Source organism: Clavibacter michiganensis (assembly GCF_002151125.1).
Lineage (GTDB): Bacteria > Actinomycetota > Actinomycetes > Actinomycetales > Microbacteriaceae > Clavibacter > Clavibacter michiganensis_C.
The window spans coordinates 26,012-52,561 of sequence record NZ_MDJZ01000005.1; the positions used below are offsets into that span (position 1 = coordinate 26,012).

Below are 26,550 nucleotides of genomic sequence, written 5' to 3' on the forward strand. Positions count from 1 at the left end.
AGGGACGAGGCGGACGAGGCGCGCCGAGGGCATCCCTCCGGCGCCCGCGCCTCGTCCCTCGGGACGAGGCGCCAGGGCCGCGAGGAGGACGCGCCCACGGGGCCGGTCCGCGAGCCTGGGTGCACCGCCCGCCCGGGCGGCAGGATCAGGAGGATCCCGTGCCCGTCACCCTCGCCCCCACCACCGCCCCGACCCCGCCGGCCACGCACGCCGCCACCGCCCCGCGTCCCGGGGATCCCGCGTGCGTCGACTTCGCGGGCACCGCCGACGGCCTCCGTCACGCGGGCACGCGCAGCCTCGAGGTCGACCTTGGGCCGATGCTCGCCGCGGCGCGGGCCCAGGCGCCGTCGGGCGTCGGCCCCGCCGCGCCGCTCGCCGCGTGACTCCCGACCGGGCGGGACGAGGGTCCCCGCCCGCGGGATCGCGCCGGGATCGCCGACCGTCGCGCCCCTGACTGGGGGTGCGGGAGGCCGCCGGACGACGCGCCCGGGCTTCCCGCTCGGGCCGAGCGCCGCCTAACCTGAGCGAGGAGCAGTTCCCCACCTGGGGAACGCTCTCTTGAGGAGCACCATGTCGTCGACCCCGCCGCCCGCCTCCCCGACGTCGGTCACGCCGTCGTCCGACGAGCCCGGCTGGTTCGGCGACGGCGAGGGCAACCAGCGCTTCTGGGACGGCGTCCGCTGGACCGCGCTCGTCTCCGGCCGCCGCGTCTTCCCCGGTCGCGCCTCCTCGACGCCCGAGCCGCGCCTCATCACCGAGTCGCCGCTGCCCGAGGGCTACGCGCCCGGCGCCGCCCCGCTCGCCGCTCCCGCCGGATCCGCCGTCGACGCGTCCGTCGACGCCCCGCCCGCGGGCGCCCCGATGGCCCCGCCCACGGGCGCGCCCCTCGCGCCCCCGGCCGGCTACCCGATCGCGCCGCCCACCGGCGCGCCCCTCGCTCCGCCCACCGGCGCTCCCCTCGACGCCCCCGCGCCGCGCGCCTCCTCCGTCGCCGGCAGCTTCGCCCCGCAGGCCGGCGTGCCCGCGCCGCCGCGCCCGGCCACGAGCGCCGCGTCCGCCCCCACCCCGGGCGCCCCCGGGACCGCGCCGGCCCTGCGCGGCCGCAGCACGTGGCCGTGGGCCGCGCTCGCGGTCGCCGCGGTGCTCGTGGTCGCCGCCGCCGTCATCGCCGGGATCCCCGGCCTCCTCATCGCGCTCGGCATCGTCGCGCTCATCGCGGGGCTCATCCCCCTGATCCGCCGCGGCTCCGCCTGGATCCCCGGCGTCCGCACCCGAGCCACCGGCGGCGTCGCGGCCGGCCTCGCCCTCGTGCTCATCGCGAGCGGAGCGGTCGCCGCCACGCTCGAGACGCCCGAGGAGACCGTCGCCGACCCCGACACCATCGAGATCTCCGACTCCCGCCCGGTTCCGGACGCGACGGATCTCGCCAACCCGCTCCCGGTCTCCGCCGACGGCCTGGTCGAGATGGTCGACGTGACGCGCATGACGGGAGCCGACGCCGGCGACACGCTCGCCGCGTCCGGCTTCGGCATCGCCTTCGCCGGCACCGGGGGCGGCGCGTTCGTCCGCCAGGACAACGGCATCGTCGCGAGCCAGGACCCGGCCGCCGGCACGCGCGTCGAGCCCGGCACGACCGTGACCCTGACGCTCGCAACTCCCGCTCCGGACCGCATCGCGGCGCCGGTCGTGCCGAAGGCGCCCGGCATCCCCTCGCGCCCCGGCACGCGACCGGGGACGCAGAACCCGGGATCGCCCGCGACCGGCGGCAACGGGAACAACGGCGGGAACAACGGGAACAACGGCGGGAACGGGAACACCGGGAACAACGGCGGGAACAACGGGGACGACGGGGACAACGACTCCGACCCCGCGCCCACGAACCCGCCGGCCACCGACGAGCCCACCGTCCCGACGCCGGACCCGCAGCCGGAGCCGACGACGCCCACGCCCGTGGATCCCGCGCCCTCGCCCGAGCCCCCCGTCGAGGAGCCGGCGCCGACGACGCCGCCCGCGCCCCCGGAGCCCGAGGCGCCCGAGGTGCCCGAGGTGCCGCTGCCCGAGACGCCGCCGGCCGAGGGCTAGCGCTCCCCCGCGTCCCCTTCCGGCTCGTCCGCGGCGCGACCCGCGGCCGTCGCCCGCAGGTGCGCGCGCTGCCCGTCGCGGTCGAGGATCGTGAGGATCTCGGCGACCCCGCGGTAGGCGCTGATGCCGTGCGGCACCATCGTCGAGAACTCGGCGGCGTCGCCCTCCTCCACGAGGATCGTCCGCTCCCCGAGCTGCAGGCGCGCCGTCCCCGAGAGCACCGTGAACCAGTCGCGGCCCGGGTGCACGCCGAGCTGGTCGAGCGGGAGCGGCCGGGAGGGCGTCATGCGCATCTTCGCGACGAAGGCGCCGGATCCGCCGCTGCCCCGCGAGAGGATCCAGATCGTCCGGCCCAGCTGCGCATCCTCCTGCGGCCGGATCACGACGTCGGCGTCGTCGCCCGACTCGATGAGCGCGTCGAGCGACGTCTCGAGCGCCTGCGCGATCGGCACGAGCTGGTCGAGCGCGATGCGGCGGTGACCGGTCTCGATGCGGCTGAGCGTCGACGGGCTGAGGAAGCACCGGGCGGCGAGCGCGTCGAGCGACCAGCCGCGGGCCTCGCGGAGGCCGCGGATGCGCTGGCGGACGAGGGCGTCGAGATCGGGCTCTTGCGTCATAGGCAAGATCGTATGCGCCGGGGGCAGGCAGGCGCGACCCTGGATCCATGCCCCATCACCACGCCCACGGCACCGCCGACCCGTCCCTCGCCGCCATGCTCGACCTCGACGCCCGGATCCTGCACGCCCACCAGCTCGAGCTGACCACCTGGATCCGCCGCCTCTCCCGCGACGCCGCCGGCCGCGTCGTCGTCGACCTCGGCGCCGGGACCGGGACCGGCACGGTCGCCCTCGCGCGGCGCTTCGGCCGGGCCGAGGTGCACGCCGTCGACGCGAGCGAGGCCATGCTCGCCCGGGTCGCCGAGCGCGCCGTCGTCGACGGCCTCGCCGACCGGATCCGCACCGTGCACGCCGACCTCGACGCGGGCTGGCCCGCCCTGCCGCCCGCCGACCTGATCTGGGCCTCGCTCGTGCTGCACGAGGTCGCCGACCCCGCGCGCCTCCTCCGGCGCGCCCACGACGGCCTCGTGCCCGGCGGGATCCTCGCCGTCGTGGAGATGGCCGGCCCGCCGCGCTTCCTGCCGGACGACCTCGCACCCGGCCTCGGCCGCCCGGGGCTCGCCGACCGCCTCGACGACGCCGTCACGCACGGCGGCACCGGCGGCCCCTCCCATCCGGACTGGGCGCCGTGGCTGCGGGACGCGGGGCTCGTCGACGTCGTCACGCGCACGTTCCCGATCGAGCCGGACCCGGCGGATCCGGTCGCGGCGGCCGCGACCCTCCCCTACGCTCGCGCCTGGCTGACCCGCGTCCGCGACCGCTCCGCGGACCGCCTCGACGCCGACGACCGCGCCGTGCTCGACGCGCTCCTCGACGACGACGGTCCGCACGCGCTCGCGCGGATCCCGGGCCTCGGCCTCCGCGGGACCCGCACCGCGTACGTGGGACGCCGGCAGCGCTGACTCCGCGCCGAGCACGCGGCGAGGTCGCGCCACCGCGAATTCACCGGCTGGGGAAGAACATCGTCCGCCGTCGGCCCGCGCGACCCGGAGCTGCGGTAGTCCCGGGGCATGACGCACCTCGATCGCCCGGTCGTCGCGGATCCGCCGTCGACCCTCCCGCCCGCGCACCCGGCACCGCCTCGCGCGCGGATCCCCGGCGGCTGGCGCCTCGTCGCCGCCGGCCTCCTCGCCGCGTCCGCGATGCTCCAGCTCGACGCCTCGCTCCAGCGCTGGGTCACGGCGGCCGCCTCCTGGGACGACCCGGTGGCCGGCGTCCAGGACAGCCGCTTCGACCACTCCTTCCCCTCCACCGAGTGGGTGCAGCTGGATGACGCGGCCAGGACCCACGGCCTCGGTGCGCTCCTGCTCGCCCTCGCGGTGCTCCCGATCGCGCGCAGCGTCCGGATGTCGGGGCGGGTCGGTCTCGTCGGCACCGCCGTGATCGCGGCGACGTTCGCGGGCATCGGCGCCCACGCACTCGTCTCGGGCCTCACCGGCGCGCCCGGCCCGCTCGCCGGGACCTACCTCTCGACGTACCTGCTCAACCTCGCGGGATGCATCGCGGTCGCCGTCGCCGTCGCCCGCGGACGCGCCCCGCTCGGGACGGCATGGGACGCGCTCGGCGCGATCCTCCTCCTCGGCAGCGGCCTCGTCGGCCAGCTCGTGGCCCTGTGCGCGATCGCGCCCGTGATCTGGGGCGGCACGTACTCCGACACCCCGATCCACACGGAGAGCGTCATCGCCACCAGCACGGCCTGCGCGTCCGTGGCGATGCTCGTCGCGGCCGTGCTCGCGCACCACCGCGGTCGACCGGACGACAGGACGTGGGCTCCACGGCTGCGCCCGGCCCGGCTGATCCGCGCCACGGCGGGGCGGGGTCGCCTGCATCGGGCGGATGACGCGTCAGCCGCGCGGGATCGCGCGTCTCCGACGCAGCACCGGCACGACGAGCGCCGCCAGCAGCACCGCGGCGACCACGCCGGCGCCGCCGCGCGTGATGGCGACGAAGACGATGCCGCGGAGCGCGTCGAGGTCGCGCGGCACGCCGTCGACCGCGACGGGCACGAGCACGGCCGCCACGGCGATGACCGCGAGCGCCGCCGCCAGCGCGCGACGCAGGGTCCGCTCCCCCGGCCCCGCGACGACCGGGCGCCGCTCCGTCCGCCGCAGCCATCGGACGGCGCCGACCCCCAGCACGACGAGCCCGCCCACGGACGACGCGTACTGGATCCACCGGAAGCCCGGAAGCGGACCCCACGGCTCGGCGAGCGCGGGAAGGAGCAGGGATCCGGCACGCCCCTCGTGCGTGAACGCGTCCCACGCCACGTGGGTCAGCACGCCGAGGAGCAGCGCGGCGAGCGCGAGGAGCGCCCCGCGCCACGTCGGCCGGGCCCGGTGCGCCCACGCGGCGGGCAGCCGGGATCCGACCGGCCCGGGCAGCAGGGCGCCCGCCGCCGGCCGCAGCAGCACCAGCCAGATCGCCAGCAGCGCCGCCGCCACGGGCAGCGCCGTCACGAGGAGGCTCGGGAACCCGTGCGTCTCGGCGTAGGAGAGGCCGCCGGGCAGGAACAGCGGGACGTCGGGCGCCATCGCGCCCGCCGCGACGGCCGCGGCGGCCGCGGCGGGGAGCGGACCGCGCACGGCGGGCAGCGCGACGACGGCGTGGCTGACGGTGAAGGGCATGCCCCATCCTGACGTCACCCGCCCGGCGCGGGGCGCCCACCGCGCCCGACCCCCTACCGTTAGACCATGAGCACTTCCGACACCGCCTCCGCTCCCGAGACGGACGCCCCCCGCACGACCTTCAGCGACCTCGGTCTCTCCGACCAGGTGCTCAAGGCACTCAAGGACGTGGGCTACGAGACGCCCTCCGCGATCCAGGCCGCCACGATCCCCTCCCTCCTCTCCGGCCGCGACGTCCTCGGCGTCGCCCAGACCGGCACGGGCAAGACGGCCGCGTTCGCGCTGCCGATCCTCTCCAACCTCGACGTCTCCCAGAAGACCCCGCAGGCCCTCGTGCTCGCGCCCACCCGCGAGCTCGCGCTCCAGGTGTGCGAGGCGTTCGAGCGCTACGCGTCCGGCATGCGCGGCGTGCACGTGCTCCCCGTCTACGGCGGCCAGGGCTACGGCGTGCAGCTGTCGGCGCTCCGCCGCGGCGTGCACGTGGTCGTCGGCACCCCCGGCCGGATCATGGACCACCTCGACAAGGGCACGCTCGACCTCTCGCAGCTGAAGTTCCTCGTGCTCGACGAGGCCGACGAGATGCTCAAGATGGGCTTCGCGGAGGACGTGGAGACGATCCTCGCGGACACCCCGAAGTCGAAGCAGATCGCGCTGTTCTCGGCCACGATGCCCGCGCAGATCCGCCGCATCTCGGGCAAGTACCTGCAGGACCCCGAGGAGATCACGGTCAAGAACAAGACCACGACCTCCGCGAACACCACGCAGCGGTACCTGATGGTGTCGTACCCGCAGAAGGTCGACGCCCTCACGCGCATCCTCGAGACCGAGAACTTCGAGGGCATGATCGTGTTCGTCCGCACCAAGAACGAGACGGAGACGCTCGCGGAGAAGCTCCGGGCCCGCGGGTACGCGGCCGCCGCCATCTCGGGCGACGTCGCGCAGGCGCAGCGCGAGCGCACGGTCGAGCAGCTCAAGTCCGGCAAGCTCGACATCCTCGTCGCCACGGACGTCGCGGCACGCGGCCTCGACGTCGACCGGATCAGCCACGTCGTCAACTACGACATCCCCATCGACACCGAGTCGTACGTCCACCGCATCGGCCGCACGGGCCGGGCCGGACGCAGCGGTGCGGCGATCAGCTTCGTCACGCCGCGGGAGCGTCGCCTGCTCACCGCCATCGAGAAGGCCACGCGCCAGCCGCTGACCGAGATGCGCATGCCGAGCGCGGAGGACGTGAACGTCACGCGCCTCTCCCGCTTCGACGACGCGATCACCGCGGCCCTCGCCGACCGCGAGCGCCTCGACGCGTTCCGCGACATCGTGGGCCACTACGTGAGCCACCACGACGTGGTCGAGTCCGACGTGGCCGCCGCGCTCGCCATCGTCGCCCAGGGCGACACCCCGCTGCTGCTGTCCGCCGACGACCTCCGCCCGCCGCGCGTCGAGCGCGAGCGTCGGGACGACCGTCCGTCCCGTGACGGCGACGACCGCGGCGAGCGCCGCGCCCGTCCCGCGCGCGGCAGCGGCAACATGGCGACGTACCGGATCGACGTCGGCCGCCGCCACCGCGTCGAGCCCCGCCAGATCGTCGGCGCGCTCGCGAACGAGGGCGGCTTCAGCCGCGAGGACTTCGGCCACATCGACATCCGCCCGGACTTCTCGCTCGTCGAGCTGCCGGCCGGGCTGCCGCAGGACAAGATCGACCGGCTCGCCAGCACGGTCATCAACGGCCGGCCGATCGACATCCGCCCCGACCGCGGCGGCCCCCGTGCCGCCGAGCGCGGTGCGGCCCCCGAGCGTCGCGGGCGGAAGCCCCGCGACTGATCCGCCGATCGCCCTGACGGCCCGTCGCCTCTCCGGAGGCGGCGGGCCGTCGTCGTGTCCGGCGCCGGTCGCCGATCCGCGCTCGGCCGGTAGCGTGGCCCGATGGATCCCGTCACCCTCCGCACCCCGCGCCTCACGCTCCGTCCGCCCGCGCTCGACGACGTCGACGCGATCCAGGCCGCGTGCCAGGACGCGGCGATCCAGCGGTACGTACCCGTCCCCGTGCCGTACTCGCGGGACGATGCCGTCTCCTACGTCACCGGCTTCTGCGCCGACGGCTGGGCCTCGGGCGAGCGCCTCACCTGGGCCGTCGTCGAGGGCGACGGGCTCGTGGGCACCGTGGGGCTGCACGCCATCGCGGACGGCGCGGCCGAGATCGGGTACTGGCTGGCGCCGGGCGCGCGCGGCCGCGGGATCATGCGGGAGTCCGCCGCCGCCGTCGTCGACCACGGCTTCGACGCGTCCGCGGGTCTCGGGCTCGCGCGCATCGGCTGGCGCGCGTACGCCGGGAACGCCGGATCCGCCGCCGTCGCCCGCGCGCTCGGCTTCCGCTTCGAGGGGATCGCCCGCCTCGGCGCGCTCGGCCGCGACGGACGCGAGGACGACTGGCTGGCCGGGCTCCTCGCCACCGACGACCGCACGCCGCGGCCCTGGCCCGTGCTCGTGTGACGCATCCCACCCCGCCGCGCCCCGGCCTCCTCGGCCACGACGTCACGGTCACCACCGCCGACGGCCGCCGCCTCCGCGCCATGGTCACCGGCGACGGCGACGACCTCGTGGTGCTGGAGGCGGGCCTCGGCGGCAGCGGGCTCACCTGGGGTCCCGTGCACGGGATCCTCGCCCGCACCCACCGCGTGGTCGCCTACGACCGCGCCGGCCTCGGCGGCAGCGAACCGGATCCCGCGCCGCGCGACCTCGCCCGCCTCGCGGACGACCTCGAGGCCGTGATCGCCGCGTTCCCGCATCGGCGGCTGGTGCTCGTCGGGCACAGCTGGGGCGGGCCGGTCGTGCGGGTGGTCGCCTCCCGGCGGATCGCGCGCGGGCTCGCGACCGCGGGCGTGGTGCTGGTGGATCCGAGCGACGAGCGCGCCCGCGCCTACTCGGGACCGCTCGTGCGCGTCGCCTTCGGCGCGCAGGCCGCGCTGCTCGTGCCGCTCGCGCGCCTCGGCCTGCTCGCGCCGCTGCACCGGATCGCGCTGGCTGGCCTGCCATCGCCCCTCCTCGCGGCCGCCGCGGCTGCTGCCGGCTCGGTCCCGGCCGCGCGCGCCACGGCGGCCGAGCAGCGGCACGTCCTGCCGGGCCTGGCGTCGCTCGCCGCGCGCCCCGGGACGGCCTCGACGCTCCCCGGCGTCCCCGTCCGCGTGATCTCGGGCACGGCGTCCGGCCCGCTGACCCGGCGGCAGCGCGCCGACCTCGTGCGCGCGCACCGGGCGTCGGCGGCGGCGATGGACGGCACGTGGATCCCGGCGCCGCGCTCCGAGCACATGGTGCCCGTGACGGATCCGGACGTGGTCGCCGTCGCCAGCACGGGACTCCTCTGAGGGCGCGCCCGGCGGCTCAGGGCGCCGGCACCGTCAGCGCCCACTCCCGGAACGCGACCAGGTCCGATCCGGTCAGCACGGCCGTCGGCGCCGCGGGCATCGGATCCGTGATGCGCAGGAACGCGAGCGCGTCGCCCGGGAGCCCGACGAGGACCTCCCCCACGATCGAGTCCGGCGACGACGAGTCGACGCGCGTGAGGTAGACGGTCCGGCCGGAGGCGTCCGAGTCGTCGGAGTCCACCGACTCCGCGATGCCCGCCCTGCCGGTCACGAGCCGGTGCAGCTCGTCGACGCGGACGCGCGCCGCCACGTCGCCCGACTCGAGGAGCACGCCGGTCTCCGTCGCGCCGCGGGTCCCGACGGGTACCTCGGCGAGGGTGGCGGTGAGGCCGGATCCCGACCACGGCCCGATGCTCGCGAGCGACCGCGGGTGGCTCTCCCGCAGCCGCTCCTCCGCGCTCCGGCGCCACGGCCACTCGTCGCGGGACAGGAACGCGCCGACGAGCGTGCCCGCCACGAACGGGACGGACGCGCCCGCCATGGACGAGGCGTTGAGCGCGAACGCGACGCCGAGCACGCCGACCAGCAGCAGGAGGCGGATCCAGCCGTTCCGCACGGCGTAGACGACGAGCCCCACGGCGATGCCCGCGCCCGTGAGCCCGAGGAACGCCCACAGCGGGACGGCGCCGGGGCGGAGCACGGCGGAGCCCGCGAAGACCAGGATCACGGCGATGAGGACGCTCGTGAAGATCATCGCCCCTCGGCGTTCGCGGACGGTGCGGGACGGCTTCGACGGGGTCACGGGGCTCCTGGCGGGCGGCTCGGGGCGGGCGGCGTCCGGATCCGGACCCGCCCAGCCTGCCCGAGACCGCGCCCGCGTCGGCGGCACGGCACGGCCCCCGAGCGGGTGGCGCGACACGGCGGATCACCCAGGCGGTGCGTCGAGGGACGGCGCCGCCCGCGTCAGCCGTCGACGCGTCGCAGCTCCAGCACGCCCGGGACCAGCTGCCTGCCCGGGATGCGCCCGCGCGCGAAGTCTCCCCACACCTGCCGCACGCGCCGCGCGTCGTGCTGGATCCCCTCCCAGTCGGCCCCCGCGAGGAGCCCGGCGCCGCGCCACGCGTCCTCGTCGCCGAACAGCAGCGGCAGGTCCACGGTGTGCGCGGCGCCGAACGGGCTGCCGGGCGCGGACCAGCGGATCACATAGCGGTGGGCCGTGCCGCCGGCGCGCGCGTGGCGGCGGGCGAAGCGGCGCGCGGGGAGCCCGTAGACGATGCCCGTCACCGCCGCGACGGCGGCCCGACGCACGAGCGGCCCCACCACCGGGAGCCGCGTGAGGCGCGCCAGCCACGGGATCCCCGGCAGGAACAGCCGCGCCTCCTCCGCCGTGTTGCCGATCAGCACGTCGACGCCGGGCGCCGCCCGATCCCACGCCGCCTCGAGGCGCGACTCGCGCGGAAGCGGCGCGTGCCCGTACTGCGTGCCGAACGGCATCGCGCCGAGCAGCCCGAACGGCGCGGCGGCGCGCTCCACCTCGGGCTGGCGCGCGAGGACGTCCGCGACGGGCATGTCGGCCGTGAGCCCGCGGGACGCGCGCGCCATCGCGGCGCTCATGCGGCGTCGGCCCCGCGAGATGCCGAGCGGCGCGCTCTGGACGATCGCCCGCCGGAACAGCCCCGCCGCGCCGGGCACCGCCATCAGGTGCGCCGCCGCGTCCCCGCCCGCCGACTGCCCGAACGCCGTGACGCGGTCCGGATCCCCGCCGAACGCGCGGATGTTGCGCGCGACCCAGCGGAGCGCCGCCAGCTGGTCGAGGAGGCCGAGGTTCGCCGGCCGGTCGCGTCCGTCGCCGAGGTAGCCGAGGAGGCCGAGCCGGTAGGTCACGGTGACGACGACCACGCGCTGCTCGGCGACGAGGGCGGCGGGATCCATGATCGGCACGTCGCCCGCGCCGGAGACGTACGAGCCGCCGTGGATCCACACCATCACCGGCAGCGCGTCGTCCGGCCGCACGTCGCGCGGCATCGTGACGGACACACGCAGGCAGTCCTCGTCCACGGCGAGGTCCGCGAAGCTCCCGAGCACGGCGTCGAGCTCCTCCATGGGCGGCTGCGGGCACGCGGGCGACCAGGCGGTCGCGTCGCGCGGCTCCGTCCAGTCGGGGTGCGGGACCGGCGGGGCGAAGCGGGCGGCGGTCGCGTAGGGGATCCCGGTCGCGCGGACGACGTCGCCGTCCGCCCAGCCGACGACGGGTCCGCAGGGCGGCGAGAAGGCGCTCATCCCATCGACGCTACCGTTCCCGAGGCGTTCGCCGGGCCGCCGGAGGAGGGCCCGGATCCCGGTGCTACCGTGACGCCATGCCCCGCCTGATCGACCACGCCCGTCGCGAGGACGAGCTCGCCGAGGCGGTGTGGCGGGTCATCCGGCGCGAGGGCGCGAGCGGAGTCTCCGTCCGCACGGTCGCCGCCGAGGCGGGCCTCTCGACCGGGTCCCTGCGCCACAGCTTCCCCAGCCGCATCGACCTCGTCGTGCACGCCACCGCGCTCGTCGCCCGGCGCATCGACGGCCGGATCCGCACCCGCCGCACCGACGCCGACGCCCGGCGCCGGGCCGTGCGGATCCTCGCGGAGCGCCTGCCGCTCGACGACGCCCGCCGGGCCGAGGCCGAGGTCACGGCGGCGCTCCTCGCGGAGGCGGCGTCGCACCCGCGACTGGGCGAGGTGCGCGCCGCCGCCCACGCGGCCGCGCGCGAGACGTGCCTCGAGCAGCTCGCGCAGCTGCGGGCGGCCGGGCTGCTGCGGCCCGACGCCGATCCCGCGGCGGAGGCCGACCACCTGCAGGCCCTGCTCGCGGGGCTGGCGCTGCAGCTGCTCGTCGAGGAGCCGGATCCCGCCCGCAGCGCCCGCGCGCTCGGGGTGCTCGAGCGGCACGTGGACGCGCTCGTGGCGCGTCGCGTCGACCGCCCCGCGCGCGTGGACGCCTAGCGCGCGTCGACCCCTAGGTCGCGTCCGGCGCTCCCCCGCCGCCGCCGAGCCGCCCGCGCAGCTCCTCGACGCGTGCGCGGATGTCGTCGCGCACGAGCCGCATGCGCTCCATGCCGTCGATGCCGCGCTCGGACGGCTCGTCGGTGATCCACGTCTCGACGGCCAGGTCCTGGTCGCCGTCGACGTGCGCCTCCGCGCCGAGCACGACCACGAGGTCCGCGGCGCGCACCATGTCGTCGGTGAGCGGCTTCGGGCGCTCGTCGCCCACGTCGATGCCGAGCTCGGCGAGCGATTCCACGGCGAGCGCGTTGAGCGAGGAGCCGGGATCCGTGCCCGCCGAGGTGACGGCGACGGCGTCCCCCGCCGCGTGCCGCATGAGGGCGGCCGCCAGCTGGGACTTGCCGCCGTTGCGGGCGCAGACGAAGACGACGTGCGGGATGGGCTCGGCCATGGTTCCTCCGGTCGGGACGTCGCCCGCGGGTGGGGCGTCCCGACGATCCTCGCATCCCGACGCGCGACGGGCGCGGCCGGGCATCCCGCCCGGCCGCGCACCCGTCCTAGCCCGGCAGCTGCACCGCCCCCGTCGCCCGCTGGTAGGCGGCGAAGTACCGGTCGCCCATCAGCCGCGCGCCGGCCGCCGTGTAGTGGATCAGGTCCTCGCTCCGGTTCTGCCCCGCTGCCCCCGGGATGTAGGAGACGTTCGCCCGCAGCGCGGGGATGCCCTGCTGCGCGCTGTCGATCGCCTGGCGCATCGGCGACTGGTTCAGCCACTCGGGCACCATGCCGCCGATGAGGAACGGCACCGCGCCGTAGCGCGCGTTCAGCCGGTCCACGAGGTCGAGCAGCATCGTCTGGTATCCCTGCTCGTTCGTGCGCGTGGCGTCCGACTCGCCCTGGGCCCAGACGACCGCGACGAGGCGGTTGTCGGGATCCTGCGCGAGCGCCTTGTCGATCTGGCCGAGCGCGCGCGTGAACAGGTTCGTCCGCGAGCGGGTGTCCGACGGGTTCCAGGCGTACGCGCCGTCGCCCGTCATCGAGGTCGAGGCCATGGCGGCGGGCACGAGCAGCACCTTCCGGCCCGGGCGGGCGTCGGCGAGCATGTGCCGGCCGAGCTCCATCCCGGGTCCGACCGCCTGCACGCCGCCCGAGGTCGTCCAGGTCGTCACGTGGCTCAGCGAGTCCTTCGCGGGCACGATCTGCCCGGCCTTGGCGCCGCTGCCGGCGAGCTGGTCGAGGCCGGGCACGCTCACGTCGACCGACGGGTCCCAGCCCGTGCCGACGCCCTGCGCGTTGGACTGGCCGAGGATCACGACGACGTCGTAGCCCTCGCCGGTCGACGCGATCGGGCGCGCTGCCGAGGTGCGGGACGTCGGCGCGTAGCCGTCGGCCCGACCCGTGACGGTCACGGTGACCTGCGATCCCGCGTCGCGCGGCGCCGGCACGTACGTGGACTCGGTCCGGCCGGGCACCACGACGCCGTTGCGCTTCCACACGTAGGAGACCGCGGTCGCGGCGGGCGTCCACGCGGGCACCTCGGCGGTGAGCGTGGATCCCACGGACCCCTCGCCCGTGATGCTCGGGGTCGGCGCCTGCGCGAACGGCTCGTCGCCGGGGGCGGGCGCGGGCGTCGCGGGCGGCACGTCGAGCGCGTCCACGACGGCCGCGGTGGCCTCGCTCGTGCGGCTCGCGTCCTGGTAGCCGGAGCGGGATCCGGTGACGGTCACGCTGATGCGCGACCCGGCGTCCCCGCGGGGCACGACGTACGTCGCGTCGGTCGCGCCCCGCACGGTCACGCCGTCGCGGGCCCATGCGTACGAGTACGTCGTGGCCTCGGGCGTCCAGGCGGGCGTCTCGGCGCGCAGCGGGGATCCCGCGACGGGCGAGCCCTGGATCACGGGCACCGTCGTCGCCTCGAACGGCACGGCGGGGGCGGGCGGCGGCGGGGTGACGGGCGTCTCCACGACCGCGACGGCCGGGCTCGTGCGCGTCTGCGTGATGTAGCCCGTCTTCGTACCGGTCACGGCGACGGAGATGCCCGTGCCGACGTCGCCGGCTACGACGCGGTAGCTCGGACCGGTCTGGTCGGGGATCACGACGCCGTCGCGCATCCACGCGTAGGAGAAGGACGGCCACGGCGACCAGGTGCCGGACCGCGCGGTGAGCGTGAAGTCCACGCGGCCGAGGCCGGTGATGGACGGGTCGCCGGCCGCCTCGAAGGCCACGTCCGGGACGGGCTCGGGGTCGGGCTCCGGCGCGGGCGGCTCGGGCGCGACCTCGGGCAGCGGCACGAGGAGGCCCTCGCTCGTCGTGGACCGCGTGACGTACCCGGTCTTCGTGCCGGTGACGATCACGGCGATGGTGGCGCCCTGGTCGCCCTCCTGCGGGCGGTAGGTGACGCCGGTCTGGCCGTCGATCGCGACGCCGTCGCGGGTCCACTGGTAGGAGAAGGTCGGCCAGGGGGTCCAGACGCCCGCGCGCGCGGACAGCGTGAAGCCGACGCGGGCGGTGCCGGCGATGGTCGGGGTCGCGGCGGCCGCGAATGGAGCGTCCTCGGACGGGGCGGTGGGCTCCGGGGTGGGGACGGGCGTCGTCGGCGCCGGCGTCGGAGTGCCCGGCGTCGGGGTGCCCGGCGTCGGGGTCGGGGCGGGCGTCGTCGGCGCCGGGGTGGGCGTCGGCGTCGTCGCGGCCGGGACCTGCAGCTCGCCGCTCGTCTGCGTCCGGGTCGCGTAGCCGGTCCTCGTGCCGGTCACGGCGAGGCTGATGCGGGATCCGGCGTCCCCGGCCTGCACGCGGTAGGTCACGCCGGTCTGGCCGGGGATCACGACCCCGTCGCGGAGCCAGACGTAGGAGAACGTGGGCCACGGGGTCCAGATGCCGGCGCGCGCGGACAGCGTGAAGCCGACCCGTGCGGTGCCCGCGATCGTGGGCGTCGCGGCGGCGCTGAACGGGATCTCGGCGGGCGTCGTGGGCTCGGGGGTCGGCGCGGTCGTGGGCGCCGCCGTCGGGGTCGGGGTCGGCGCCTGCGTCGGCTCGACCGTCGGTGCGGGCGTCGGCGCGGGGGCCGGGGTCGGGGTCGGCGCGACGGTCGGCGCGGGGGCCGGGTCCTCGGTGGGCTCGGGCGTCGGGGCCGGCGCGGGCGCCTGCGTCGGCGCGGCGGTCGGTTCGGGCGCCGCCGGCACCGTCATCCCCTCGCTGGTGACGGAGGTCGTCGCGTATCCGGTCTTCGTGCCGGTGACGGTCACGGCGATCGCCGCTTCCTGGTCGGCCTCGGTGACCCGGTAGGACGCGCCCGTCTGGCCGGCGATGAGCACGCCGTCGCGTCTCCAGGAGTACGAGAACGACGGCCACGGGCTCCAGGTGCCGGATCGTGCCATCAGCGTGAAGCCGACCCGGGGCGTGCCCGTGATCGTCGGATCGGGCGCGGCCGCGAAGTCGGCGACCACGGGCGTGGGCACGGTCGCGGTCGGCTCGCTCGTCTGCGTGCTGGTGTCGTAGCCGGAGCGGCTGCCCGTGACGGCGACCGTGATGACGGATCCGGCATCGGCCGCGCGCACCGTGTACGCGGTGCTGGTCTGCCCGCTCACGGGCACCCCGTCGACCATCCAGGCGTAGCTGCTCGTCGTCGCGGTCGGCGTCCAGCGCGCGGTCGTGACGAGCAGGCGCTGGCCGATCGCGGCCTTGCCGATGATGACGGGCGCCGGCGTGGCCGTGAACGGCGAGGCGGCGGCGGCCTGCAGCAGGCGCATCATCGACGCCGTGGTCGCCGCGCCGTCGGTCGCGGCCGTCGGCGAGACGCTCGTGCCGGGCACGATGACGCGCGCGGACGACGCGGCGGAGCCGGGCGTCGCGGCCTCGGCCGGGGCCGCGGTCGGCTCGACGGCGACGAGCAGCGTCACCCCGAGGCTGAGCCCCGTGACGGCGGCGATGAGTCGTGCGCGTGCGGATGCGGTGCGCGTCCCCCGTGTCGAGGCACGGCGGACGGCAGAGTGGTGCTCCCCCAATTGATCCCCCCAGATCGTCGAGGTGAATTCCACCTCATGTCGAAATGCTCGCACACCGCGACGGTGCTGCGTGACACGTGTCCGCCCAGCACCTCCCGCACGCCTCGTTCACAGGCGACGCACATGCCCCATCGCCGGGTCGTCGACGACGGGACGGCACGCCCGCCCCGTCGCCGCCCACAGCTCCCGCACGACCCCGCCGCGTAACGTGGGAGCCGACCTGCCCCGCCTGTCGGATCCCCGTGGATCCCCCCGCCCCGGAAGGCCCCATGACGAACGCCCCGCACCCCGACGCCGCCCCGACCGCCGAGACCGGGGCCCGTCCCGTGGGATCGTCCGCCTCCTCCTCGGCTCCTCCTGCCGGCTTCGCGGCGCTCGTGCGCGGCACGCCCGACCGCTCCGACCGCCCGTCGCGCGTCGGCCGCCTCTTCGCCGTGGTCGCGATCGTCGAGGCGATCACCTGGACGGGCCTCCTCGTCGGCATGTTCCTCAAGTACGTGACGGAGAGCACCGAGCTCGGCGTCTACGTCTTCGGCCGCCTGCACGGCGCCGCGTTCGTGCTGTACGTGATCGTCACGGCCGTCGCGGCGATCCACCTGCGCTGGGGCTGGAAGCCCGCGCTGCTCGCCGGTGTCGCCGCGATCCCGCCGCTCGCGACGCTCCCGCTCGAGATCGGGCTGCGTCGCCGCGGGTACCTGCGGCAGCCCGCCGACGGCGTCCACGACGCGACGTCGGGCGCGCGGGCCGGGTCGAGGACGGGCGGCACGGCCTCCCGCGCCTGAACCCCGGTCGCACCCGCCGATCGCATCCGTCCTCGGATCAGATCCCGGTGTAGCGCCCCGGTCGGTGGTTGAGCGCCAGCACCAGGTTGAGCAGCACCGCGCCGAGCGCCGACCACACGACGCCCAGGACGTCGACGACCGTGAGACCGAGCAGGATCACGATCACGTCGAGGATCATCTGCGCGTACCCGGCCCGGAACCCGAAGCGCTCCTGCACGATCAGCGCGACGATGTTGAACCCGCCGAGGCTGGATCCGTGGCGGAAGACCACGAGCAGCCCGATCCCCACGAGCAGGTTCCCGGCGAGCACGCCGTAGAGCGGCTGCAGGTCGAGTTCCGTCACCATCGCCGGGTGCAGCGTCGAGAACAGGGACACGAGCGCGACCGAGATGGCCGTGCGGATCGTGAACCGCCACCCCTTCTTCCACACCGCGAGCGCGAAGAACGGCGCGTTGACCACGAAGAACAGCACGCCGAACGGCAGCGCGCCCGTGTAGCTCAGCAGCAGCGCGAGCCCGGCGGTGCCGCCCGTGACGGCGCCGGCGTCCCGCAGCAGGAACAGCCCGAACGACGCGACGAAGGTCCCGGTGAGGATGCCGAGCACGTCCTCCGCCACGGAGTGCGGGATCCCCGCTGTGGTCGCCTCGCCGGGGACGACGACGGGTGGCGCGGGCAGGGGCTCGGACGCGGAAGCGGTCATGGCGGTCTCCGGGGTGGGGGGACGGGATCCGCGCGGGCGGTCGTGCCGCATCACGCGCAGGGAACAGCATGGCGGATGCGGGCGCGGCCGGACGACGCCCGCCCGATGCGTCACTCCGCGAAGATCGCCCCCACCGGCTCGCGCTTCTCCGCCTGGAAGCGGTCCTCCGCGCGGCCGAGCGCCCAGTAGGCGGAGAGCGACAGGGCTCGCCGGTCGATGCCCCAGCCGTCCTGGAGGATCGCCCGCAGCTCCTTCATCGCCCCGCGCTCTCCGTGCGCGAAGACCTCGACCTCGCCGCCCGGCCGCGCGAGCCCGCGCACCGCGTCGACGAGGAGCGCGCCGGGCACGGCGCCGGGGACGCGCGAGCGGTGGATCCGCCGCACCTCGACGCCCGCGGGATGCTCGAGCCCCAGCTCGTCGTCGGGCCCGCCCACCTCGAGGAGCGCCACGCCGCGCGCATCCGCGGGCATGGCGGCGAGCGCCGCGGCGATCGCGGGCACGGCCGAGTCGTCGCCGATCAGCAGCCGCGCCACCCCCGGGTCGTCGCTCGGGCGGAACAGGCCACCGGGGCCGCTCGCCGCCAGCAGGTCGCCGGGCCGCGCCCTCGCCGCCCACGGCCCCGCCAGCCCGTCGTCGCCGTGCACCACGAAGTCGATCGCCGCCGTGCCCGCGACCGGGTCCGCGTGCCGCAGCGTGTAGGTCCGCACGGCGGGCAGCGCCTCGGACGGGAGGGCGGCGCGCAGCGCGGGGAGGTCGAACGGCGGCACGACGCCGGACCCCGGCTGCGGGAGCATCAGCTTCACGTAGGCGTCGGTCGACGCGAGCCGCTCGGGGACCGCCTGCTCCAGCAGCGTCCGCGTCCCCTCCCCGCCGAGGTGCACGCGGACGAGGTGCGGCGTGAGGAGCTCGGTGCGGATCACCTCCAGGACGTGCTGGGCCCGGGGAGCGCGGACGGGGCGGTCGGCGGAGGGAGGGACGGGCAGGGCGGCGGGTGCGGCGGAGTCGGTCATCGAGGACCCATCCTCCGCTCCCCCGCGTCCCCGGGCAACGTCGGGCCGCGTCGCGAGCCGACGCGCACCGTGGCCCTCGCGGACCGTGCGCCTACACTGACCCCGTGGTCGACATCGTCGTCACGGGGCTAAGCGCCAACTCCGTGCCGTACATCGAGGCCCTCGAGCGTCAGCGTGCCCTGCATGCCGACGTCGTCGCGGGCCGGGCGCAGGACACCGTCATCCTCCTCGAGCACCCCAGCGTGTACACCGCGGGGAGGCGCACCGAGCCCGGGGACAGGCCGCGCGACGGGACCCCCGTCGTCGACGTGGACCGCGGCGGCCGCATCACCTGGCACGGTCCCGGCCAGCTCGTCGGCTACCCGATCGTCCGCCTGCCGGAGCCCCTCGACGTCGTGGCCCACGTGCGCCGCCTCGAGGACGCGCTCATCGCCCTCCTCGCCGACCTCGGCATCGCGTCGTGCCGCGTCGACGGTCGCTCGGGCGTCTGGATGCGCGGCGGCGCACCCGACGGGAGCCCGCGCGACGAGAAGGTCGCCGCCATCGGCGTCCGCGTCGCCGAGCGGGTCACCATGCACGGCTTCGCGCTCAACTGCAGCAACGCCTTCGACGCCTACGACCGCATCGTGCCGTGCGGCATCCGCGACGCCGGCGTCACATCCCTCAGCCGCGTCCTCGGCCGCACGGTCACGCCCGCCGACGTCGTCCCCCTCCTCCGCCCGCACCTCGTGCGCACCCTCTCGAACGGATCCGCCATGCCCGCCGCCTCTCCCCTCCTCCCCGTCGCCGGAGCCCGCGCATGACCGCCGCGCCCGACGGACGCCGCATGCTCCGCCTCGAGGTCCGCAACGCCGAGACGCCCATCGAGAAGAAGCCCGGGTGGATCAAGACGAGGGCCCGCATGGGGCCCGAGTACCAGGCCCTCCAGCAGCTCGTGAAGACGGAGGACCTGCACACCGTCTGCCAGGAGGCCGCCTGCCCGAACATCTACGAGTGCTGGGAGGACCGGGAGGCGACGTTCCTCATCGGCGGGTCCCAGTGCACCCGCCGGTGCGACTTCTGCCAGATCGACACGGGCAAGCCCGCCGACTACGACCGGGACGAGCCGCGCCGCGTCGCCGACTCGGTGAAGCGCATGGGCCTCCGCTACGCGACCGTGACGGGCGTCGCGCGCGACGACCTGCCCGACGAGGGCGCGTGGCTGCACGCCGAGACCGTGCGGCGGATCCACGCCGACAACCCCGGCACCGGCGTCGAGATCCTCGCCACCGACTTCTCCGGGAACCCCGACCTGCTCGCCGAGGTCTTCTCCTCCCGCCCCGAGGTCTTCGCGCACAACGTGGAGACGGTGCCGCGGATCTTCAAGCGGATCCGCCCGGCGTTCCGGTACGAGCGCTCGCTCGACGTCATCACGCAGGGGCGGGACGCGGGCCTCATCACGAAGTCGAACCTCATCCTCGGCATGGGCGAGACGCGCGAGGAGGTCTCCGAGGCGCTGCGGGATCTCCACGACGCGGGCTGCGACATCATCACGGTCACGCAGTACCTGCGCCCGAGCCCGCGGCACCTGCCCGTCGACCGCTGGGTGCGCCCGGAGGAGTTCGTCGAGATCAAGGCGGAGGCGGAGGCGATCGGGTTCCTCGGCGTGCTCGCCGGCCCGCTCGTGCGCTCCTCGTATCGCGCGGGTCGCCTGTACGCGCAGTCGATGAGCGCGAAGGGCCGGGAGCTCCCCGCGGGTCTCGCGCACCTCGCGGATCCCGCGAACGGCTTCGCGCAGGCCGTCGGCTGAGCGCGGCCGCCCCTCCCCCGAGCCCGGACCTGTCGGGTCGCTGACGAAGCGGCCCCACCCGGGCGCGCGGCCAGGTCCGCGGCCTATCGTCGGATCCACCGCGCACGTCCCACAGCTAGGAGCTCGTCATGGCCGCATCGTCCCCCACCGCCGGATCCGCCTTCGGAGACGCCGCCGATGGCGTGTGGCAGGCCATGGAGTCGCTGCGCGCGCGCTTCGAGAAGCGCGACGACGCCACGACCGGCCACGGCGCCGGCCCGCACGACGTGCGCCACGCGGTGCTCGCGCTGCTCAGCGAGGAGCCCATGCACGGCTACCGCATCATCCACGAGATCCAGGAGCGCACGCAGGGCGCCTGGAGCCCGAACGCCGGCGCGGTCTACCCCACCCTCCAGCTCCTCGCCGACGAGGGCCTCATCGCGGCCGAGACCACGGACGGCCGCAAGGTCTGGGCGCTCACGGAGGCGGGCCGCTCGGCGGTCGCGCGCGACGGCATCACCGCGCCGTGGGCCGACGCCACCGACGCGCACGGACACGACGCGCACGACCGCCACGACCGCTCCGCCCTCCCCAAGGCCGGCCTCTCGCTGGCGCAGGCCGCGGCGCAGGTGCAGCGGTCGGGCACCCCGGCGCAGGTCGCCGAGGCCGTGACCAAGCTCGACGCGGCCCGTCGCCGCCTCTACGCGATCCTCGCCCCGGAGTGACCGCGGCCACGGCCGGCGCCGCGCCCGGGGCGGAACCCGAGGCCGACGCCCCGGAGACGCGCGCCCGCTACCGCCGCATCCTCCGCTTCGCCGCCTGGAACCTCGCGGTCACCTGGTGGTACGAGCTCTTCCTCCCCCGAGTCGGACTCCGCCGCATCGCGGACCGCACCCGCACCCGGCGCATGAAGCTCTTCGCCCGCCGCTTCCGCGTGCTCGCGGTCGAGCTCGGCGGACTCATGATCAAGGTCGGCCAGTTCATGTCGTCGCGCCTCGACGTGCTGCCGCCCGAGATCACCGCGGAGCTCGAGGACCTGCAGGACGAGGTGCCCGCCGTCCCGTTCCCGGAGATCCGCGCGCTCGCGGAGCGGGAGCTGGGCATCCCGCTCGCCGACGCGTTCGCCTGGGTGGACGAGACACCCGTGGCCGCCGCCTCCCTCGGCCAGGCCCACCGCGCGATCCTCGGGCCGCTCGACTCCGCCGACACCGGCCTCACGGGCGCCGTCATCAAGGTGCAGCGGCCCGGCATCGACGACATCGTCCGCATCGACCTCGCCGCCCTCCGTCGCATCGGCGGCTGGCTCACGCACGTGCGGCTCGTCTCGGACCGGGTGGACGCGCCCGCCCTCGTCGAGGAGTTCGCCGAGACGAGCCTCGAGGAGATCGACTACCTGCACGAGGCCCGCAGCTCGGCCCGCTTCCAGGAGATGTTCGCCGGCGACGAGCGCGTCGCCGTGCCCGAGATCGTCTGGGAGCGCAGCACCCGGCGCGTGCTCACGCTCGAGGACGTGACGGCCATCAAGATCACCGACCACGCAGGTCTGCTCGCCGCGGGCATAGATCCGGTCGAGGTCGCGCCGGTCTTCGCCGCCGTCATGTTCGACCAGCTCTTCGCCGACGGCTTCTTCCACGCGGATCCGCACCCCGGCAACGTCTTCGTCACGCCCGTGACGGACGGTTCCGTCGAGCAGGGCTGGACGCTCACCTTCATCGACTTCGGGATGATGGGCGAGGTCCCGCCGAGCACCCGCCGGGGCCTCCGCAAGATGCTCATCGCCGCCGCGTCGCGCGACGGCAAGGGCCTCGTGGACGCCGCGCGCGACATCGGCGTCCTGCTGCCGTCCGCCGACACCACCCAGCTCGAGCTCGCCATGACCCGCCTCTTCGCCCGCTTCGGCGGCCTGGGCTTCGCCGAGCTGCGCGAGGTGGATCCGCGGGAGTTCCGCGCGTTCGCGAACGAGTTCCAGGAGGTGGTGCGCACGCTGCCGTTCCAGCTCCCCGACGACTTCCTGCTCATCATCCGCGCCATGTCGCTGACGTCGGGCGTGTGCAGCGCGCTGGATCCCGCGTTCAACCTCTGGGACTCCGTCGAGCCGTACGCGCAGCGCCTCATCCGCGAGGAGCGCGGCAACGTCGTGCGGGACCTCGGCACGCGCGTCTCCGACACCGCGGGCACCCTGGCCCGCCTCCCGGGCCGGCTCGACGCGCTGCTCACGCGCATCGACGACGGCGCCCTCCCGATCAGCGACCCGGTCCTCGAACGGCGCGTCGGCGCGCTCGAGCGCACCCTCCGCCGCGCGATCTCCGCCGTGGTCTTCGGCGGCCTCCTCGCGGGCGGCGTCCTCCTCCGCCCCGACGACGAGGTGCTCGGCACCGTCCTGCTCGTCGTCTCCGTGATCCCGCTCGCGCAGGCGCTCCTCCCGGGCCGCCGCGGCCGCTGACGGTCGGCCCGCCTGTCCGCTCGGTGTCGGTCGTGACGCCGTGTGACGCCGCTCCCGCGACCCTCCCGGATCGCCCGCCTACGGTGAGCGCACCGACCCGACGGACCGAGGAGACACCATGACCGACACGACCATCCAGGCGCAGATCGCCGAGTTCGACCGCGGATTCGCGGAGCAGATCGGGCCGGACCTGTCCGCCGTGTTCGCGGCCGAGCAGGACGCCCTCCGCGCGGGCGGCGTCCCGTCGGGCGCGGTCTCCCCCGGCGACGCGCTCCCCGCCGCGACCCTCGTGGATCCCGACGGCGCGGCGGTCGACCTGCACGCGGCCCTCGGCTCCGGCCCCGCGGTCGTCGTGCTGTACCGCGGCGCCTGGTGCCCGTACTGCAACCTGACCCTCCGCCAGTACCAGGCCGAGCTGCTGCCCGCCCTGCGCGAGCGCGGCGCGGCGCTCGTGGCCGTGAGCCCGCAGACGCCGGAGGGCAGCGCGCAGGCCGTCGCGGGCGGCGGCCTCGACTTCGCGGTGCTGTCGGATCCGTCCAACGCGTTCGTGCGCGCGCTCGGCCTCGTGACCGAGCCGACCGCCGAGGCCCGCGCGGCCCACGCCCAGCTCGGCTTCGATGTCGCCGACAGCAACGCGGACGGCACGGGCGACATCCCGTTCCCGACGGTCATCGTCGTGGACGCCGACCGCCGCGTGGCCTTCGCCGACGTGCACGTCGACTACACGACCCGCACCGAGGTGCCGGACATCCTCGCCGCCGTCGACGCCCTGCCCGTTCGCTAGCGAGCGCGATCGGACGCACCCGGGGAACGACGCACCCGGGGAACGCAGAAGGCCCGGTCTCCAGGAGACCGGGCCTTCATCTTGTTGCGGGGGCAGGATTTGAACCTACGACCTCTGGGTTATGAGCCCAGCGAGCTACCGAACTGCTCCACCCCGCGCTACGAGGAATACGTTACCAGACCTCCGGGGGTGCTCATGACCACCGCGCACGATCGCGCGGGCCGGCCGTCCACGCCGCGCCCGCCGCTCCCGGATGACGAGGGCCCCGGCAGCTCCCGCGATGCGGGTGCGGCCGGGGCCCTCGTCGTGCCGACGCGCTACTGCTGCGCGGCGCCGAGCTCGATGGCCCGGTTCAGCGCCTCGGTCAGGCGCTGGTCGGCCTGCGCGGCAGCGACCAGGTCGTTGGCCGCGTAGGCCGCCTCCCGCTCCTGCAGCGCCTGACCGGCAGCGGCCAGGGCCGCCTGCACGTCCTGCGCCGGCGCGGCGGGCGCCGGGGTCTCGGACGGCGCGGGCGTGGATCCCGTGCCGCCGTCGGTCGAGCCGTCCTCCGTGCCGCTGCCGTCGTCTGCGGGCGTCGTGGGCACGACGTCCTCGTCACCGGCCGTGGCACCCGAGTCGCCCTCGAAGATGCTGTCGAGGGCCGCGTCCAGGGTGTCCTCGAACGCGATCTTGTCGCCGAACGCCACGAGCACCTTGCGGAGCAGCGGGTAGCTCGTGTCGCCCGTCGACCGGACGTACACGGGCTGCACGTAGAGGAGGCCGCCGCCGACCGGGAGGGTCAGCAGGTTGCCGCGCACCACGGTCGTGCGTCCGCCGCGCTCCAGCAGGTTGAGCTGGTTCGCCACGTTGGTGTCGGAGTTGAAGTTGTTCTGGATCTGCGTCGGCGCCGGGATGGTGTCGTCGTTCGGCAGCGTCAGCAGACGCAGCTTCCCGTAGTCCGCCGCCTTCTCCCCCGCCGTGCTGCCCGCGTCCGAGTCGACCCCGAGGTAGCCCGTCAGCACGCTCCGGGAGGTGTCCTGCGTGGCCGGCGGGATGAACGTCGAGTAGAGCGAGAACCGCGGCGCGTCCTGTCCGGGCATCTGCATGGTCAGGTAGTACGGCGGCTGCAGGCTCGCGGGCGTGCCCGCCTCCGTGGTGGCCGTCGGGTCGTTCGGCGTGGTCCAGAGGTCCTGGTTCGAGTAGATCGAGCCGGGGTCGGTCACGTGGTACTTGCCGAGGACCGCGCGCTGCACCTTGAACATGTCGGCCGGGAAGCGCAGGTGGCTCATGAGCTCGCCCGAGATGTCCGCGATCGGCTTGAGGGTCGAGGGGAACACCTTCTGCCAGGTCTTGAGGATCGGGTCCTCGGTGTCCCACGCGTAGAGCGTGACCTTCCCGTCGTACGCGTCGACCGTCGCCTTGACCGAGTTGCGGATGTAGTTGATCTGGTCCGTCGGCACGAGCGGCTGCGTCTGCTGCGAGTCGGTGATGAGCCGGCTCATGTCCTGGCGCTCCGAGTACGGGTACTGGTCGCTCGTCGTGTAGCCGTCGACGATCCACACCACGCGGCCGTCGACCACGCTGGGGTACGGGTCCTTGTCGACCGTGAGGTACGGCGCGACCTTGCCCACGCGCTCGGCGGGGTCGCGGTCGTAGATGATCTGCGACTGGTCGTTGATCTGGTTGGCCAGGAAGATCTGCTCCGACTGGAACTTCAGCGCGTAGATGAGCCGCTTGAAGACGTTGTCGACCTTCGGCCCGCCGTCGCCCTGGAACGTCGTGTAGGTCTCGTCCGCGCCGTCCTCGCCGGACGGGTAGTCGAGCTCGACCTTGTCGCCGGACTCCGGTCCGCCGACGATGGAGTACTCGGGCGAGTTCTCGCCGAAGTAGACGCGCGGCTCGAATTCGCCCAGGTCGCCCGACGCGGGGATGCCCGACTCCAGGAACACCGGCTGGCCGTCCGAGGTGCGCTGCGTGCCGTACGCCGCGACGAGCGAGTAGCCGTGCGTGTAGACGAGGTGCTGGTTGACCCAGGACGTGCCCGTGTTGTCGGGGCTCAGCTCGCGCACCGCGACCACCGTGTCCTGCACCTGGCCGTCGATCTGGTACCGGTCGACGTCGAGGTTGTCGCCGAACTGGTAGTACTGCCGGAACTGCTGCAGCTGGCTGAACGCGTCGCCCACGACCGCGGGGTCGAGGATGCGGATGTTGGCCGTGGTCGCGGCGTCCTCGCGGAGCGCCCCGGACGTGGTGTCCGTGGTCGCGTCGTAGGGGATCTCCTCGATGTCCGCCAGGCCGTAGGCCTCGCGGGTCGCCTCGATGTTGCGCTCGTAGTACTGCGACTCGAGCGCGCGCTCGTTCGGCTCCACCTGGAAGCGCTGCACGATGGCCGGGTAGGCCGTGCCGATGAGGATGCTGGCCACGATGAGGCCCGCCGTGCCGATGATGGGCAGGCGCCAGCGGCCGATGGCCGCCGTGACGATGAAGAACAGCGCCACCACGGCGGCGATGCCGGCGAGGATCGCGCGACCCGGGATCACCGCGTTCACGTCGGAGAACGCGGCACCCGTGAACAGCCCGCCGTTGGCGGTGTTGACCACGGACGAGTACTGGTCGAGCCAGATGCTCACGCCCTGCAGCAGGAAGTAGACGGCCGCCGTCACGGCGATCTGGATCCGGGAGCTCTTCGAGATCCGCACCTCGCGGCCCGAGAACCGCACGGCCCCGTAGAGGTAGCTGGTGGCGAGGACGCCGAGCATGGAGATGATCACGACGGCGGAGGCGAACCCGACGACCGCCTGGTAGAAGGGCAGCTCGAACAGGTAGAACGAGGTGTCCAGCCCGAACTGCGGGTCCGTCGTGCCCGAAGGCGTGCGGTTCAGCCAGAGCAGCGTGCGCTGCCAGCCGCTCGAGGCCGAGACGCCGGCGAAGAGGCCGAACACCGCGGGGATCGCGAACATCGCCAGGCGCCGCAGCGGCTCGATGACCTGCTGGTAGCGGTCGAGCTGCGAGTTGAGCTTCGCGTAGACGGGCCGGGAGCGGTACGCGACCTGGATGCTGACGAACACGGGGATCGCCATGGCGAGGAACCCGACGAGGAACAGCGCGATGCCCGCGCCCCACTGCGTGAGCAGCACTCCCAGGTAGCCCAGCTGGTCGTACCAGAGGACGTCGGCGTAGAAGCCGGCGAAGATGAAGAACGCGATCACCAGGGCGGCGATGATGGCCGCGGTGATGGCGAGAGGGGCTCGGCTCCGTCTGGCGGGCCGGGCGGATGTGCTAGTCACAGATGTGCCTCAGAGTCGTAGGACAGCGGAGCCCTCATCCTAGGCGGGGTGGTTGCCAGGTACCTGCGAGCGATCAGGGGTTCCCGTCTGGTGAGGGGCACCTCTCGTGGACCGGGCGGATCCC

At 75.2% G+C, this 26,550-nt stretch carries 22 protein-coding genes and 1 tRNA gene; 13 read left to right on the forward strand and 10 right to left on the reverse strand.

The features are described 5' to 3' along the window. Positions 1-158 precede the first annotated feature (158 nt). Both BFL37_RS02725 and BFL37_RS02730 read left to right on the forward strand, forming a co-directional pair. Entirely contained in the window at positions 159-383 is a 225-nt protein-coding gene (locus BFL37_RS02725; protein ID WP_086513640.1) for a hypothetical protein, read from the forward strand. A 187-nt stretch (positions 384-570) separates the two neighbouring features. Beyond that, the gene (locus BFL37_RS02730) at positions 571-2,082 is read left to right on the forward strand and encodes a PASTA domain-containing protein (protein ID WP_086513641.1); all 1,512 of its coding nucleotides are present in this window, start codon (positions 571-573) and stop codon (positions 2,080-2,082) included. On the opposite strand, the gene BFL37_RS02735 is transcribed toward BFL37_RS02730, so the two are convergent. Further along, on the reverse strand, positions 2,079-2,699 hold the full coding sequence (locus BFL37_RS02735) for a helix-turn-helix domain-containing protein (RefSeq protein WP_086513642.1): 621 nt from the start codon (positions 2,697-2,699) through the stop codon (positions 2,079-2,081). The genes BFL37_RS02730 and BFL37_RS02735 overlap by 4 nt on opposite strands. Before the next feature lie 47 nt (positions 2,700-2,746). Here BFL37_RS02735 and BFL37_RS02740 point away from each other — a divergent pair, with 47 nt between their 5' ends. After that, positions 2,747-3,601, forward strand: a complete 855-nt coding sequence (locus tag BFL37_RS02740) for a class I SAM-dependent methyltransferase (RefSeq protein ID WP_086513643.1) — start codon at positions 2,747-2,749, stop codon at positions 3,599-3,601. Between the two features lie 942 nt (positions 3,602-4,543). On the opposite strand, the gene BFL37_RS02750 is transcribed toward BFL37_RS02740, so the two are convergent. Then, entirely contained in the window at positions 4,544-5,323 is a 780-nt protein-coding gene (locus tag BFL37_RS02750) for a DUF4184 family protein (RefSeq protein ID WP_086513645.1), read from the reverse strand. 66 nt (positions 5,324-5,389) lie between these two features. Here BFL37_RS02750 and BFL37_RS02755 point away from each other — a divergent pair, with 66 nt between their 5' ends. The 3 genes from BFL37_RS02755 to BFL37_RS02765 all read left to right on the forward strand — a co-directional run bounded on the left by BFL37_RS02755 (position 5,390) and on the right by BFL37_RS02765 (position 8,688). Further along, positions 5,390-7,147, forward strand: a complete 1,758-nt coding sequence (locus tag BFL37_RS02755; protein ID WP_086513646.1) for a DEAD/DEAH box helicase — start codon at positions 5,390-5,392, stop codon at positions 7,145-7,147. A gap of 102 nt (positions 7,148-7,249) precedes the next feature. Beyond that, positions 7,250-7,816: a GNAT family N-acetyltransferase gene (locus tag BFL37_RS02760; RefSeq protein ID WP_086513647.1), complete on the forward strand. Its 567-nt coding sequence runs from the start codon at positions 7,250-7,252 to the stop codon at positions 7,814-7,816. After that, a complete protein-coding gene (locus tag BFL37_RS02765; protein WP_086513648.1) occupies positions 7,813-8,688 on the forward strand; it encodes an alpha/beta fold hydrolase in 876 nt (291 codons plus the stop codon). The genes BFL37_RS02760 and BFL37_RS02765 overlap by 4 nt, the downstream gene beginning before the upstream one ends. Positions 8,689-8,704: 16 nt before the next feature. Here BFL37_RS02765 and BFL37_RS02770 read toward each other — a convergent pair whose 3' ends face one another. Further along, positions 8,705-9,490: a hypothetical protein gene (locus tag BFL37_RS02770; RefSeq protein ID WP_241533815.1), complete on the reverse strand. Its 786-nt coding sequence runs from the start codon at positions 9,488-9,490 to the stop codon at positions 8,705-8,707. Between the two features lie 161 nt (positions 9,491-9,651). After that, complete coding sequence (locus BFL37_RS02775; RefSeq protein WP_086513650.1) at positions 9,652-10,968, reverse strand: carboxylesterase family protein; 1,317 nt, start codon at positions 10,966-10,968, stop codon at positions 9,652-9,654. A 77-nt stretch (positions 10,969-11,045) separates the two neighbouring features. On the opposite strand from BFL37_RS02775, the gene BFL37_RS02780 reads away from it, so the two are divergent. After that, positions 11,046-11,672: a TetR/AcrR family transcriptional regulator gene (locus tag BFL37_RS02780; protein ID WP_086513651.1), complete on the forward strand. Its 627-nt coding sequence runs from the start codon at positions 11,046-11,048 to the stop codon at positions 11,670-11,672. Between the two features lie 13 nt (positions 11,673-11,685). On the opposite strand, the gene BFL37_RS02785 is transcribed toward BFL37_RS02780, so the two are convergent. Together BFL37_RS02785 and BFL37_RS02790 are read right to left on the reverse strand one after the other, a co-directional pair. Continuing rightward, positions 11,686-12,123 (reverse strand): low molecular weight phosphatase family protein, encoded by a 438-nt coding sequence (locus tag BFL37_RS02785; RefSeq protein WP_086513652.1) that lies wholly within the window; start codon positions 12,121-12,123, stop codon positions 11,686-11,688. Between the two features lie 106 nt (positions 12,124-12,229). Continuing rightward, positions 12,230-15,706, reverse strand: a complete 3,477-nt coding sequence (locus BFL37_RS02790; RefSeq protein WP_241533816.1) for a sialate O-acetylesterase — start codon at positions 15,704-15,706, stop codon at positions 12,230-12,232. 236 nt (positions 15,707-15,942) lie between these two features. Here BFL37_RS02790 and BFL37_RS14660 point away from each other — a divergent pair, with 236 nt between their 5' ends. Beyond that, positions 15,943-16,455 (forward strand): DUF3817 domain-containing protein, encoded by a 513-nt coding sequence (locus BFL37_RS14660; RefSeq protein WP_241533817.1) that lies wholly within the window; start codon positions 15,943-15,945, stop codon positions 16,453-16,455. 37 nt (positions 16,456-16,492) lie between these two features. Here the strand turns inward: BFL37_RS14660 and BFL37_RS02800 are convergent, their stop codons facing one another. Together BFL37_RS02800 and BFL37_RS02805 are read right to left on the reverse strand one after the other, a co-directional pair. Further along, entirely contained in the window at positions 16,493-17,155 is a 663-nt protein-coding gene (locus BFL37_RS02800) for a YitT family protein (RefSeq protein WP_086513654.1), read from the reverse strand. Positions 17,156-17,265: 110 nt separating this feature from the next. Then, positions 17,266-18,165 carry a siderophore-interacting protein gene (locus BFL37_RS02805; RefSeq protein ID WP_086513655.1) on the reverse strand — a complete coding sequence of 300 codons (900 nt, stop codon included), beginning with the start codon at positions 18,163-18,165 and terminating at the stop codon, positions 17,266-17,268. A gap of 104 nt (positions 18,166-18,269) precedes the next feature. Here BFL37_RS02805 and lipB point away from each other — a divergent pair, with 104 nt between their 5' ends. The 5 genes from lipB to BFL37_RS02830 all read left to right on the forward strand — a co-directional run bounded on the left by lipB (position 18,270) and on the right by BFL37_RS02830 (position 23,160). Further along, on the forward strand, positions 18,270-18,968 hold the full coding sequence (gene lipB / locus BFL37_RS02810) for a lipoyl(octanoyl) transferase LipB (RefSeq protein WP_086513656.1): 699 nt from the start codon (positions 18,270-18,272) through the stop codon (positions 18,966-18,968). Next, positions 18,965-19,954 (forward strand): lipoyl synthase, encoded by a 990-nt coding sequence (gene lipA / locus BFL37_RS02815; protein WP_086513657.1) that lies wholly within the window; start codon positions 18,965-18,967, stop codon positions 19,952-19,954. Before lipB ends, lipA begins: the two co-directional genes overlap by 4 nt. Positions 19,955-20,082: 128 nt before the next feature. Continuing rightward, complete coding sequence (locus BFL37_RS02820) at positions 20,083-20,658, forward strand: PadR family transcriptional regulator (RefSeq protein ID WP_086513658.1); 576 nt, start codon at positions 20,083-20,085, stop codon at positions 20,656-20,658. After that, positions 20,655-22,376 (forward strand): ABC1 kinase family protein, encoded by a 1,722-nt coding sequence (locus BFL37_RS02825; RefSeq protein WP_086513659.1) that lies wholly within the window; start codon positions 20,655-20,657, stop codon positions 22,374-22,376. Before BFL37_RS02820 ends, BFL37_RS02825 begins: the two co-directional genes overlap by 4 nt. A gap of 118 nt (positions 22,377-22,494) precedes the next feature. Then, positions 22,495-23,160 carry a peroxiredoxin-like family protein gene (locus BFL37_RS02830; RefSeq protein ID WP_086513660.1) on the forward strand — a complete coding sequence of 222 codons (666 nt, stop codon included), beginning with the start codon at positions 22,495-22,497 and terminating at the stop codon, positions 23,158-23,160. Positions 23,161-23,244: 84 nt separating this feature from the next. On the opposite strand, the gene BFL37_RS02835 is transcribed toward BFL37_RS02830, so the two are convergent. Next, positions 23,245-23,318 (reverse strand) — tRNA-Met (locus BFL37_RS02835). Between the two features lie 159 nt (positions 23,319-23,477). Beyond that, the gene (locus BFL37_RS02840; RefSeq protein ID WP_172403726.1) at positions 23,478-26,426 is read right to left on the reverse strand and encodes a UPF0182 family membrane protein; all 2,949 of its coding nucleotides are present in this window, start codon (positions 26,424-26,426) and stop codon (positions 23,478-23,480) included. Positions 26,427-26,550 lie beyond the last annotated feature (124 nt).

What these genes read in the sequence shown, in the direction of transcription:
- BFL37_RS14660 (WP_241533817.1), top strand. Translation starts at nt 15,943, where the DNA reads ATGACGAACGCCCCGCACCCCGACGCCGCCCCGACCGCCGAGACCGGG.
- BFL37_RS02775 (WP_086513650.1), bottom strand. Translation starts at nt 10,968, where the DNA reads ATGAGCGCCTTCTCGCCGCCCTGCGGACCCGTCGTCGGCTGGGCGGAC.
- BFL37_RS02785 (WP_086513652.1), bottom strand. Translation starts at nt 12,123, where the DNA reads ATGGCCGAGCCCATCCCGCACGTCGTCTTCGTCTGCGCCCGCAACGGC.
- BFL37_RS02750 (WP_086513645.1), bottom strand. Translation starts at nt 5,323, where the DNA reads ATGCCCTTCACCGTCAGCCACGCCGTCGTCGCGCTGCCCGCCGTGCGC.
- BFL37_RS02800 (WP_086513654.1), bottom strand. Translation starts at nt 17,155, where the DNA reads ATGACCGCTTCCGCGTCCGAGCCCCTGCCCGCGCCACCCGTCGTCGTC.
- BFL37_RS02755 (WP_086513646.1), top strand. Translation starts at nt 5,390, where the DNA reads ATGAGCACTTCCGACACCGCCTCCGCTCCCGAGACGGACGCCCCCCGC.
- BFL37_RS02820 (WP_086513658.1), top strand. Translation starts at nt 20,083, where the DNA reads ATGGCCGCATCGTCCCCCACCGCCGGATCCGCCTTCGGAGACGCCGCC.
- BFL37_RS02760 (WP_086513647.1), top strand. Translation starts at nt 7,250, where the DNA reads ATGGATCCCGTCACCCTCCGCACCCCGCGCCTCACGCTCCGTCCGCCC.
- BFL37_RS02830 (WP_086513660.1), top strand. Translation starts at nt 22,495, where the DNA reads ATGACCGACACGACCATCCAGGCGCAGATCGCCGAGTTCGACCGCGGA.
- BFL37_RS02730 (WP_086513641.1), top strand. Translation starts at nt 571, where the DNA reads ATGTCGTCGACCCCGCCGCCCGCCTCCCCGACGTCGGTCACGCCGTCG.
- BFL37_RS02805 (WP_086513655.1), bottom strand. Translation starts at nt 18,165, where the DNA reads ATGACCGACTCCGCCGCACCCGCCGCCCTGCCCGTCCCTCCCTCCGCC.
- BFL37_RS02735 (WP_086513642.1), bottom strand. Translation starts at nt 2,699, where the DNA reads ATGACGCAAGAGCCCGATCTCGACGCCCTCGTCCGCCAGCGCATCCGC.
- BFL37_RS02740 (WP_086513643.1), top strand. Translation starts at nt 2,747, where the DNA reads ATGCCCCATCACCACGCCCACGGCACCGCCGACCCGTCCCTCGCCGCC.
- BFL37_RS02780 (WP_086513651.1), top strand. Translation starts at nt 11,046, where the DNA reads ATGCCCCGCCTGATCGACCACGCCCGTCGCGAGGACGAGCTCGCCGAG.
- lipA (WP_086513657.1), top strand. Translation starts at nt 18,965, where the DNA reads ATGACCGCCGCGCCCGACGGACGCCGCATGCTCCGCCTCGAGGTCCGC.